9 protein-coding genes are annotated in these 11,819 nt (G+C 70.6%); 3 read left to right on the top strand and 6 right to left on the bottom strand.

The genetic code is table 11. The features are described 5' to 3' along the window. Positions 1 to 162 precede the first annotated feature (162 nt). A complete protein-coding gene (gene katG / locus BFF77_RS29605) occupies positions 163 to 2,391 on the top strand; it encodes a catalase/peroxidase HPI (RefSeq protein WP_066956033.1) in 2,229 nt (742 codons plus the stop codon). Between the two features lie 164 nt (positions 2,392 to 2,555). On the opposite strand, the gene BFF77_RS29600 is transcribed toward katG, so the two are convergent. The 5 genes from BFF77_RS29600 to BFF77_RS29580 all read right to left on the bottom strand — a co-directional run bounded on the left by BFF77_RS29600 (position 2,556) and on the right by BFF77_RS29580 (position 8,233). Further along, a complete protein-coding gene (locus tag BFF77_RS29600; protein WP_066956036.1) occupies positions 2,556 to 4,019 on the bottom strand; it encodes an oxygenase MpaB family protein in 1,464 nt (487 codons plus the stop codon). Between the two features lie 170 nt (positions 4,020 to 4,189). Next, on the bottom strand, positions 4,190 to 4,975 hold the full coding sequence (gene uppS, locus BFF77_RS29595) for a polyprenyl diphosphate synthase (RefSeq protein WP_425424441.1): 786 nt from the start codon (positions 4,973 to 4,975) through the stop codon (positions 4,190 to 4,192). Positions 4,976 to 5,291: 316 nt separating this feature from the next. After that, on the bottom strand, positions 5,292 to 6,506 hold the full coding sequence (locus BFF77_RS29590) for a tetratricopeptide repeat protein (protein ID WP_066956027.1): 1,215 nt from the start codon (positions 6,504 to 6,506) through the stop codon (positions 5,292 to 5,294). Next, entirely contained in the window at positions 6,490 to 6,900 is a 411-nt protein-coding gene (locus BFF77_RS29585) for an effector-associated constant component EACC1 (protein ID WP_066956024.1), read from the bottom strand. The genes BFF77_RS29590 and BFF77_RS29585 overlap by 17 nt, the downstream gene beginning before the upstream one ends. Next, complete coding sequence (locus BFF77_RS29580) at positions 6,893 to 8,233, bottom strand: serine/threonine-protein kinase (RefSeq protein ID WP_066956021.1); 1,341 nt, start codon at positions 8,231 to 8,233, stop codon at positions 6,893 to 6,895. The genes BFF77_RS29585 and BFF77_RS29580 overlap by 8 nt, the downstream gene beginning before the upstream one ends. Before the next feature lie 303 nt (positions 8,234 to 8,536). Between BFF77_RS29580 and BFF77_RS29575 the strand changes: the two genes are divergently transcribed. Next, positions 8,537 to 9,070 carry an EF-hand domain-containing protein gene (locus tag BFF77_RS29575; RefSeq protein WP_066956018.1) on the top strand — a complete coding sequence of 178 codons (534 nt, stop codon included), beginning with the start codon at positions 8,537 to 8,539 and terminating at the stop codon, positions 9,068 to 9,070. A gap of 340 nt (positions 9,071 to 9,410) precedes the next feature. Beyond that, on the top strand, positions 9,411 to 10,793 hold the full coding sequence (locus BFF77_RS29570) for a peptidase (RefSeq protein ID WP_141698562.1): 1,383 nt from the start codon (positions 9,411 to 9,413) through the stop codon (positions 10,791 to 10,793). A gap of 110 nt (positions 10,794 to 10,903) precedes the next feature. Here BFF77_RS29570 and BFF77_RS29565 read toward each other — a convergent pair. After that, positions 10,904 to 11,819: LLM class flavin-dependent oxidoreductase (locus BFF77_RS29565; RefSeq protein ID WP_066956009.1), on the bottom strand; the 916-nt coding region annotated here is incomplete at its 5' end.

Here is an 11,819-nt window from a genome sequence, read left to right as displayed (position 1 = left end):
GACCGCGCGGTCGGCGAGGTGTCTGCCGACCGCGTCCGACGGCCGTGGTTTCCGTGCCGGCGAAGCCGAGGTCGCCCCCCGGGGCCCGTGCCCCGGCCGTTCCCCCGCTCCCCCGCCCGCAGTTGCTGAGCACCGTGATCTGCCTGGTCCGGAAGGATTCCCATGTCTGAGAACCATGATGCAATCGTCGTAGACGCGAAGACGGAGAGCGGAGGTGGCTGCCCGGTCGCGCACGGGCGTGCCCCGCACCCGACCCAGGGCGGCGGAAACCGCGAGTGGTGGCCGGAACGGCTCAACCTGAAGATCCTCGCCAAGAACCCCGCGGTGGCCAACCCCCTCGGCGAGGACTTCGACTACGCCGAGGCGTTCAAGTCCCTCGACCTCGCGGCCGTGAAGCAGGACATAGCCGAGGTGCTGACGACCTCCCAGGACTGGTGGCCCGCCGACTTCGGCCACTACGGCCCGTTCATCATCCGGATGGCCTGGCACAGCGCGGGCACCTACCGCATCAGCGACGGCCGCGGCGGCGCCGGGGCCGGCCAGCAGCGCTTCGCGCCCCTCAACAGCTGGCCGGACAACGGGAACCTGGACAAGGCCCGTCGCCTGCTCTGGCCGGTCAAGAAGAAGTACGGCCAGAGCCTCTCGTGGGCCGACCTCATGGTCCTCGCCGGAAACGTCGCCCTGGAGTCGATGGGCTTCGAGACCTTCGGCTTCGCCGGCGGTCGTGAGGACGTCTGGGAGCCCGAGGAGGACGTCTACTGGGGTCCCGAGTCGACCTGGCTCGGCGACGAGCGCTACACCGGTGACCGGGAGCTGGAGAAGCCTCTCGGCGCGGTCCAGATGGGCCTCATCTACGTCAACCCGGAGGGCCCGAACGGAAACCCGGACCCGCTCGCCGCGGCCCGCGACATCCGCGAGACGTTCCGCCGGATGGCGATGAACGACGAGGAGACGGTCGCCCTCGTCGCGGGCGGCCACACCTTCGGCAAGACGCACGGCGCGGGCCCGGCGGAGAACGTCGGCCCCGACCCGGAGGCCGCCTCGATCGAGGAGCAGGGCTTCGGCTGGAAGAACTCCTTCGGTACGGGCAAGGGCGCGGACACCATCACCTCCGGCCTTGAGGTGACGTGGACCAGCACGCCCACGAAGTGGAGCAACGGCTTCTTCGACAACCTCTTCGGCTACGAGTGGGAGCTGACCAAGAGCCCCGCCGGCGCCAACCAGTGGAAGCCGAAGGACGGCGCCGGTGAGGGCACCGTCCCGCACGCGCACGACACCGCGAAGAAGATCGCGCCGTCCATGCTCACCACCGACCTGGCGCTGCGCTTCGACCCGGTCTACGAGCCGATCTCCCGCCGCTTCCACGAGAACCCCGAGGAGTTCGCCGACGCGTTCGCCCGGGCCTGGTACAAGCTGACCCACCGCGACATGGGTCCCAAGTCGCTGCTGCTGGGCGCCGAGGTGCCGGCGGAGACCCTGCTGTGGCAGGACCCGCTGCCCGAGGCGGACCACGAGGCGATCGACGCCGCGGACGTCACCGCCCTCAAGGCGAAGATCCTCGACTCGGGCCTGAGCGTCGCCCAGCTGGTCAGCACCGCGTGGGCGTCGGCCTCGACGTACCGCGGCAGCGACAAGCGCGGTGGCGCCAACGGTGCCCGTATCCGCCTGGAGCCCCAGCTCGGCTGGGAGGTCAACAACCCCGAGGGGCTGGCGGCCGTGCTGCGCACGCTGGAGGGCGTCCAGCAGGAGTTCAACTCCGGCGCGGGCGCCAAGAAGGTCTCGCTGGCCGACCTGATCGTGCTCGGCGGCGCCGCCGCGGTCGAGAAGGCCGCCAAGGACGCGGGCCACGACGTCGAGGTGCCCTTCACCGCGGGCCGCGTCGACGCCACGGACGAGCACACCGACGCGGAGTCGTTCGCCGCGCTCGAACCGTCCTCGGACGGCTTCCGCAACTACGCCGGCAAGGGCAACCGGCTGCCGGCCGAGTACCTGCTGATCGACCGGGCGAACCTGCTGACGTTGACCGCCCCCGAGATGACCGTCCTGGTCGGCGGCCTGCGCGTGCTGGGCGCGAACTACGACGGCTCGAAGCTGGGCGTCCTCACCGACACGCCCGGCACGCTGACCAACGACTTCTTCGTCAACCTGCTGGACCTGGGGACGACGTGGAAGGCGACGTCCGAGGACGCGAACACGTTCGAGGGCCGCGACGCCACCACCGGCGAGGCCAAGTGGAGCGCCACCCGCGCCGACCTGGTCTTCGGGTCGAACTCCGAGCTGCGCGCGCTCGCGGAGGTCTACGCGAGCGATGACGCGAAGGGGAAGTTCGTGAGCGACTTCGTCGCGGCGTGGAACAAGGTCGCGAACCTGGACCGGTTCGACCTCGTCTGATCGTTTCGACACCGTCCGGTCACCACGTCCGGGCCGGCCCACACGGGCCGGCCCGGACGTGCCGGTACGGGCGGCGACCCTGGCAGCGGCCGGTGTGCGGGCGGGCCTGGGCGACGGGCCGGGTACGGCCGTACGGGGGCGGGCTCCGACGCCCCCGACGCCCCCTACGCCTCCGCGAGCAGCGGGTCGTAGGCCGTGGACCGCCGACGCCCCGACATGAACGACAGGAAGTCCGTCAGGAACGCGCCGCGGGAGTAGCTCTCCTCGGTCCCGGCCACGGTGCGCCGGAACCCGGTCCGGAACAGGGCGCGGTACTCGTCCGCGTCGATGGACTGGTTGCCGTCCGTGTCGGTGACCTCGAAGAGCACCTCCGCGACCCTGATCAGAGCGGGTCCGGCGAGGGCGGGAACAGCGGCGGCGTACTCCTCCCTGCTGACACGGCCGTCGCCGTCGATGTCCAGGGCCGCCTGGAGTTCCCGCCACCACTCGGCGTACGCGTCGTAGAGCCTGGTCTCCTCCGGCTCGTCCAGATCCAGGCGGGAGGACAACTCCCGTGCCATGGCGGCGAGATCAGGCCAGTCCAGATAACCGTCCCCGGTCTGGTCCAGCACCGCGTCGAAGAACTCCTCGGCGCTCCGCCGCGCCCCGGCTCCCTCGGCGCTCCGCCGCGCCCCGGCTCCCTCGGCGCTCCGCCGCGCCCCGGCTTCCTCGGCGGGGCCAGTCTGTACGGGGAAGGGCGTGACCAGCCTGAACAGGGCACCGGCCCGCGTCATCCGGTCGCGCAGCGCGGTGATCGTCGCGGCTCGGGGGTCGTCGCTGTCGGGGGACAGGTAGAGCAGGCTGGTGAAGTCCTCCGCCCGGATCCAGCCCTCGGGCAGGAAGCGCGCCAGGCCGGCGGCCATGTAGGCGCCCTGCATCAGCGTCTGGGCGCCGGGGACTTCGGGCAGACCCGCCCGCCGGCGGAAGGGTTCCGGGAGGGACGCCACGGTGATCGTGCCGATGGCCGGGCCGGCGAACGCACGGCCGACCGCCCACACCGTGGGCAGGCCGTCCAGCACAGGCGGCGCCGGGAGATGGTCGAAGAGCTTGTAGAGGATGATGCGCAGCGCCTGTGTGTTCTCCAGCTCCGTCTCCACCATGTGGTCGTAGTACTGCCAGAACTCCCGCAGCGTGGGCGGCAGATGGCCGGCCTGATCGCCCAGGGCCGCGAGGAACGCCTGGAATTCGGCGTAGAGCTGCTCCATGGTGGTCTGGTCGAGCGGCTGCCCGCCCAGTCGGCACATGGTGACGGAACTCTCGAACAGTGTCGCGACCACCCAGGCACGGACCTGCGGATCCATTGCGTCGTAGGCCCGGTTCCGCGCGTCCGTACCGCTCAGCCGCGCGTGCATCCGGTTGAGCCGCGCCGCCTCCCTCTGCCGCGTCTCGTCGTCGGCGCCGAACATGCGTTGGAGGCTCACGAGGGTGTTGCGCAGCCGCCGCCACGGGTGCGCCACGAACGTCGAGTTGTCGATCAGGGCCGCGCCGATCTGCGGGTGGGCGGCCTCCAGCACCGTGGCCCTGAGTACGGCCAGGGCCCAGCGCGGATCGTTGAAGAACCGGTGGAACTGGGAGCCGGGGCCGAACAGTGGTCCGGTCTGCGCGCCAGGAACTGACCACTCCTCGGGGTTCGGCCGCGCTTCGGCGGCCGGCCGCGCGGTGGCGGCGTCGCCATCGGTGGCACCGGAAGCGGTGGATGTGGAGGTGGAGGTGGACGTAGAGGTGGAGGTGCGCGTGGAGTGGCTGCTGTCCGCGTCCGTCACTGGTGAGGTTCTCCGTTCGCCTTCGGCGTCACACCGCCGAAGCGGCGGTCGCGTTGCTGGTACGTGTGCAGGCACTCCAGGAAGTGCGGCGCGCGGAAGTCGGGCCAGAGCACCGGCGGGAAGATCCATTCGGCGTAGGCCACCTGCCAGAGCATGAAGTTGGAGATGCGCTGTTCGCCGGAGGTCCGGATGACGAGATCCACATCGGGTGTGTCGGGAAAGGGCAGATGGGCGGCGAAGTGCCGTTCGTCGACGGCATCGGCCGACACCCCGCTGCGGATGAGGGACCGTGCCGCCTCGACGATGTCCCTGCGTCCGCCGTGATCGAACGCCACGGTCAGCGTCATGCCCCGGTTCATCGCGGTCAGGGTCATCAGGTCGGCGAAGTCCCGGGCCAGCGCCTCGGGGATCCTCGGGTCCGCGACGCCGAGGAACCGGCAGCGGATGCCCCGCGCGTGCAGCAGCGGGGCGTGTTTGCGTACGACGCGGCGCACCAGCCCCATGAGGAAGTCGACCTCGGTGCCCGGGCGTTGCCAGTTCTCGGTGGAGAACGCGTACAGGCTCAGCCACTCCACCCCGGCCGTCCGTGCCGCCTCGATGACGTCGATCACCGTCGCCTCCGCCGCCCGGTGACCTGACGTACGCGGCAACGACCGCCGTGCTGCCCACCGGCCGTTCCCGTCCATCACGCAGGCGACATGGCGCGGCGCGCTCCTCCGCCGGCCTTCCGCGTCCGGGCGACGCGCATACGTGTACGCCGCCGGCGAGGCGGACGCACCGATGGCTCGTTCAACCGTCACATGTGCTCCCCCGGTGCTCCCCGGCTGTCACAACACGGTCCCCCTCCGCCTCGCACCCACCCGCTGCCCCACCCGGCGGCAACACCCCGCCGCGAGCGCCCCGCGGATCGCCCTTCAGCAGGGTGCCGGGACCTCATTCCGGGCGCAGCACAATCTCCGCATATTCACCCGCAGCACACCTGTCCCATTTCGCGACCTTGCGACAGAGGCACGCCCCATGCCCACAACTCACAGCTCACAGCTCACAACTCACAGCTCACGATTCACGGCTCGCGGCTCGCGGCTCGCGGCTCGCGGCTCACGATTCGCGGCTCGTTCGCCGGAGCTCCGTACCCGCAGCGCCACTTTCCGTCAGCGGAAGATCGTGCGGCCCCGGCCGGGGGATCATTCCGTTCTGTGTCAGATCCAGGGCGTGCTTGAGCACCTCGCACGCCTGAAGGTGGTTGCCGGACTCCTGGAGAAGTTCGGCGAGCCGGCGGCAGACCAGTACCGCTTCCGGGCCGTACGTCTTGTGGGTCCGGTGGAAGGCCTGCTCCAGTACCTCGATCGCCTCTCTCATCTGGCCGGCGTCGGCCAGCACTTCGGAGAGTTCGAGCTGTACCGCGAAGGTGGTGCCCTCCCCGTCCTGCGCCTGCTCCCCGAGAACCAGGCGCAGCACCGGCAGTGCGTCCCGGTTGCGTCCCCGGGCGCGCAGCAGACGTGCCAGCTTCAGCCCGGCGACCGACATGGCGGTACGGACGTCGGCGTCCAGGACCGGGCCGGCCGGGGAGCGGTGGTCGGCGCGGGCCCGGTTGCGGACCAGCGGCAGCCGTCCGATGTCGTTCTCGTGCGAACGCTGGGGCCGCGGCCGGTTCTTCGCCCGCAGCCGCTCGTCGAGCACGCGGTAGATCGTGTCGAGGTCGATGAGCTCGGGCCCGCCGGTCAGTCCCAGCCGCATCAGGTGCAGCAGCTCGCCGGTGAAGGCGGTGTGGAGTTCACCGTCCGGTGCCAGCGCCACCCGGTCCTTGGGCGATGACGTCAGTACGTACGCGCCGTCCACCGCCACCTGAACGGCCAGCGCGTCCGAGCTGCCCGCGAGGGTCCGGGCGGCGCGCCCGCTGAAGCAGCAGTCGAGCACGATCACCCGGCGCCTGGCCCTGGAGGAGCGGACGGCCGCCCGCAGATGCTCGTAGGCCACCGCCGTGTACCCGGTGCTCTCCCGCGAGCCGGTCAACGCCAGATAGAGGTCCGCGGTGTCGGCGTCGCGCAGTCCGTGCCCCGTGTAGTACACGAAGAACGTGTCGGTGGCCTCCTCGGCCGCCCTGTGCACCGGATCGAGCATGGCGGAGGCGTCACCGGGATCCGGCACGACGGCGCAGTGCTGCTCGGGCAGTCCCCAGAGCATCGCGTCACGCAGGGCGTCGGACAGGTCGCGGAGGTTGGCCTCCACCGCGGGCAACTGCTCAAGGTTCTGGTAGGAGCTCGTTCCGATGAGTACGGCCCTGGAGGCGGCGGGATCAGGAAGCCTGTTCATCGTCGGCCGAGCCGCCCGGTTCCTGCCCGAGGAGCGCGATGACGCGCTCCTCGACGTCGGTCCCCATGTACTCGGCCGGAATCTCGACCTCGATGGAGCCTCTGCGGAGAACGAGCCCCGGCCGACGGCGTCTGGAGTCCCGCCACTGGAGGACGGAGACGGCCAGCGCGCCGCCCGACAGGGCCGAGCCGATCAGCAGTTGCAGTACGTCGAGGCCGGTGCCCATGGAACCGCGCGGCAGGGCCGCGGAGCCGATGAGCCGGCCCCGCACCTCGTGCCGCAGCGACTCGTCGGCGTCCACCCAGCGCAGCAGCGAGCGGAGATCCTCCTCGCCCCCTTCGGGGTGCCCGTCCGCGACGACGCGTACTTCCAGCTCGGACGATCGATCAGACAATGGACGTGTCCCTTCCTTGCTGCTCCTGCTCCACATGGGCGCTGACCCGGGAGAACAGCGCGAGGGCCTCTCCGCTCGCTCCGAGCCTCGCCAGACATACGGCCTGCCAGTACTGACTGGTGAGTGTCGTCGGATGGTCCGCACCGAGTGTCGTGGTGCACACCTGCACCACCGAGGTGAAGACGCGGACGGCGTCCTGCAACTGTCCGCGCAGGACGAGATTGACCGCTTCCCGCTGACGGGACAGGGCGTTCTCGGCCGTCATGCTCCCCAGAACGGTCTGGCGCGTCATATCACTGAGCGACAACGGCAGGGGCAGAGACCGAGGCAGGGACAGCTCATGGTCCGGACGCTGTCCCGGAAAGCCGCGTACGAAGCCGGTGTCGAAGTACTCGGGGTAGGACGTTTCCACCGCGGAGGAGTGGTGAACGTACTCGACGGCTCCGTCCCGGATGCACCCCCGCACCATGTCGCCGAGTGCCCGGACCGCTCCGGGTGACGTCTGCACCGACTGGAGGACGGCGAGAGCGGCGTCGGCGCCCGCCGGCCGCAGGGACGGCTCTCGCGCGGACAGGAAGTCGACCAATTCGGCCAGTCCGGACGAGACTAGGTGGCGGCTGCCGGTGAGACGTGGTGTGCCCTCGTCGATCGCCCGTTCCACGATGGTCCCGACGTCCTCCGCGTCGTCGAGCGGTGGTTCACCGGTGAGCATCAGATACATGCAGAGTCCGAGGCCGTACAGATCGCCCGCCGGGCCGGGCCGCTCACCCCGCATGACCTCGGGAGCCATGTACCGGGGGGTGCCGATCAGTGCGCCCACCCTGGTGATGGCCGTGTCCTCGATCAGGCGGGCGAGCCCGAAGTCCTGGAGTACGACCCGCCCTTGGAGGGTGATCCGTACGTTCGTCGGTTTGACGTCGCGGTGCAGGACGCCGGCGGCGTGCGCCGCGGCCAGGCCGGCGCACACACCGGCGCTCACGGCTATGACCGTCGCCTCCGGCAATCGGCCCTGCCGGGCGACCAGGGTCTGCATGTCCACACCGTCGAGGAACTCCATCACCAGATACGGAGCTCCGTCCAGCACCCCGAAGTCATGGAGCGCGGCGGTGTGCGGGCCGGTGATCCGCGCCAGGGCCCGGGCCTCACGCCGGAAGCGCTCCGCCATCTCCTTCGTGTCCAGCGTGTCCGGCGGGGCGCCCGCAGCCGACAGGATCTTGATCGCCACCCTGCGGTCGAGCTCCGTGTCCTGCGCTTCATGGACGACGCCCATCCCGCCCGCGCCGATCGTCCGCAGCAGGCGATAGCGTCCGCCGATCAGTCCTCGTCCCGACACGCACAACCCCCGTTGACGGTTCCCGCGACGATCCTGCCCGGGCGGCGTGGGCAGGGCAACCGGTTCCGTGGTGTGGCGTGGCGCGGTGGCACGGCGCGGTGTGACATGGCGTGGTCGGCGGCCCGGCCCGCCGTATCTGCCCGGTCACCGTCCCCGGGCAGCACCAGCCATCGGTGCCTTCACTCTTTTTCTGTTCACTCTTTCCGGTGAATGGCCATGAGGTCGCGGACGTACGGACCGGCGCCTCGCATAGTGAGAAACGCGACGTCTCCCTGGCCGTAGCCCGATGAAAGGTGAGGCACCATGCGTACGGAAGCACTCGACCGGGTCGAGCTCGTTTTCACTCTGTTCGATGTCAATGGCAATGGATATCTTGAGGGCGACGACTTCGACCTCATGGCCACGCGCGTTCTCCGGGCGGTGCCCGAGGCCGACGACACGGCGAAAAGCGCGATGGTGGCCGCTTTCCGGACGTACTGGACGACCTTGGTCGGCGAGCTGGACTCCGACCATGACGGCAAGGTCGGCTTCGACGAGTACACCGCCTGCGTCCTGTCCCCGGAGCGCTTCGGCGAGGCGATCGCCGAGTTCGCCGAATCGCTCGCCGGGCTGGGCGACCCGGAGGGGGACGGATTCATCCGGCGACCGGTGTTCGTCGCGCTGATGACGGCCATCGGATTCCGGCTCCCCAATATCCATGTGCTCTTCGACGCCTTCGGTCCCACGGATTCGGACCGGATCGCACGGGAAACGTGGGTCACGGGTATCAAGGAGTACTACGGTCCCGACTTGGCGGGCATCCCGGGCGACCATCTGGTCGGGAGTCCGGCGGCCTGAACGCCGGCGCGGCGGAACGCGGGCGAGGCGGAACGCGGGCGAGGCGGAACGCGGGCGAGGCGGAACGCGGGAATGCCCGACGCCTCGACACCGGCAGGACCTCACGCGGTCGTGCCCTCAGGCCGTCGTGACGGTGACCGCCCTCCCGTGGACCCGGTGTGTTCTCCCGGGCGATGGGCTCGACGAAGCGAATCGGTGGCCGACGCATCAGTGGCCGGCGCATCAGTGGATACGGACGCAGTCCGCCACGCATGGTGCCTGAACGTGTACAACCGTTCGCGCGCCTTGGCCGTCAACCTTCACACGGCTGGTTCGTACGCGCGCTTCCTCGGAGGACACCATGAGATCTGCGTCAAAGGCCCGCGCGCTGAAGGTGGCGGCGGCCGGCGCGGTCGCCGTCGTGGGGCTGGGCTGGGGACCGGCGGCGTCATCCGCGGTCGCCGACGATCCGACGAGACCGGCGGCGGGATCCCTGCCCGAGCCGACGCCCGAGCCGGGGCCCGAGCTGGCATTCGGGCGGACCGCTCCGGTCGACGGCGTACGGCCCGGGAGCACGACCGCCGTCCCGTTCTCCGTGACGAACAAGGGAGACGCGCCCGCGACCCGTGTGGCGCTGTTCCTCACCGGCTCGCAAGGGCTGTCCTTCGCCGAGAAGTACGCGAACTGCGTGTACGAGGAGACCCCGGCCCAGGACGAGGGACCGGCACAGGTGGGCGCGGTCTGCGACATCGAACAGGACCTGGCGCCGGGCGTCGTGTACGTACCCGAGAAGCCGCTGGGTGTCACCGTCCTGGACCGTGCGCTGTACGAGCGTCTCAGCCTCGACATCCAGGCGGACGCGCCGGCCTTCCCCGGCGGAACCCGGCACGGCGGCGGCGCGGCTCCGGAGCTTCGGCTCGTCGCACGGCAGCCGCCCGGCGATCCGGACGCCATCGACGGCTACGAGCGGCTCGACGTCGCCGTCACCGCGCGGAACACCGCGGACTTCGCGCTCACCGGAGCGGATCTCCAGGGCAAGGTGGGCGGGAGTGTCACCGCGGAGGTGACATTCGCCAACAAGGGTCCCGCCTGGGTGGCCAACGATGTCGGCTCCCCCATCGGTGTGTTCGAGGTCGGGATCCCGACGGGTACCACGGTCACCGGGGCCCCCGACTTCTGCGTGCCGGTCGGCCGGGACGGAAAGGCCCGCGAGAAGGCGGTCGGAGCCTCGGCCTACCGCTGCACGACTCCGTACAACTACGTCGACGCGCACGCCGGGCTTCCGTACGCGTTCCGGCTGCGGATCGACAGAGCCGTCCGCAACGCCACGGGCAGGGTGGCGTTCGTCAAGGGCGATCACCGTTGGGGAACGCTCCCGTTCGACCGGAACCGGGAGAACAACACGGCCGCCGTCGTCGTCAGCACCACCGACGCCGGTACGGGCACGGGCGGCACGGCCACGGGCGGTACGGGCGGCGGCGACACCCGAGGCAGTGACACGCAAGGCACGACCACCCAGGGCACCAGCACCGAAGGCACCACCGCTCAAGGCACCGACACCCACACCACGGGCGCCCGGGGTGACGGTGCCCTGGCCGCCACCGGGAGCGGCATCGTCCCGCTCATCGCCGGTACGGCCGCCGCCCTCGTGATGGCCAGCGGATTCCTCCTCGCCTCGCGGCAGCCGCCCCGGCGTCCGTCCCGGCAACCTCCCCGACGACAGCCCGACCGCCCGTCCTCGTAACGAGAACCGTCGGCACCGCGGCGCACCTCAGAAGCCGCAGGAGCCGCAGGAGCCGCAGGAGCCATAAAAACTGCGGGAACCGCAGGATCCGTAGAAACCGCAGGACGCGTTCAGCGGCTCACGAAGGGCACCTGCGCGCTGTCGGGCCGGGCCTCCGCGGTGCCAGGGTGCTGCCACAGGCCCTGCTCCGCCAGCAGCGGCAGGACTCCCTCGCCGAACCAGTACGCCTCCTCCACATGGGGATGGCCCGACATGATGAACTCGTCGATTCCGAGCCGGTGGTACTCGGCGATCCGCTCCGCCACCTCGCCATGGCTGCCGACCAGGGCGGTGCCCGCGCCGCCGCGCACCAGGCCGATGCCCGCCCACAGATTCGGCGAGACCTCCAGGTTCGCGGTGCTGCCGCCGTGCAGTTCGAGCATCCGGCGCTGGCCCTCCGACTCGCTGCGCGCCAGGCCCGCCTGTACGGCGCGTACCGCCTCCTCGGAGAAGCCGTCCAGCAGCCGCCGTGCCTCGGCCCATGCCTGGTCGGAGGTGTCGCGGGTGATCACATGCAGCCGGATGCCGAAGCGGACGGACCGTCCCTCGCGGGCCGCCAGTTCGCGGATCCAGGCGATCTTCTCGGCGACCTGGGCCGGCGGTTCGCCCCAGGTCAGATAGACATCGCTGTGCCGGGCCGCGACCTCGCCGGCCGCCGGCGACGAGCCGCCGAAGTAGATCGGCGGCACCGGGTCGGGCACCCTGGCCAGTTGGGCGTCCTCGATCTGGATGTGCTTGCCGTCCAGTGTCACCGACTCGCCGCGCCACAGGGCTCCGACGACCGCCAGGAACTCTCCCGTACGCGCGTACCGGGCGTCCTTGTCGAGGAAGTCGCCGTACGCGCGCTGCTCATGGCTCTCCCCTCCGGTGACCACATTGAGCAGCAGCCGCCCCGGAGCGTGCCGCTGGAAGGTCGCCGCCATCTGCGCCGCGAGCGTCGGCGAGAGAATGCCGGGCCTGAACGCGACCAGGAACTTCAGCCGTTCG

It is taken from the genome of Streptomyces lushanensis (assembly GCF_001700515.1).
Taxonomy (GTDB): Bacteria; Actinomycetota; Actinomycetes; order Streptomycetales; family Streptomycetaceae; genus Streptomyces; species Streptomyces lushanensis.
The sequence above is the reverse complement of the archived record's forward strand: the minus strand, read 5'-3'. Positions and strand labels throughout refer to the sequence as shown.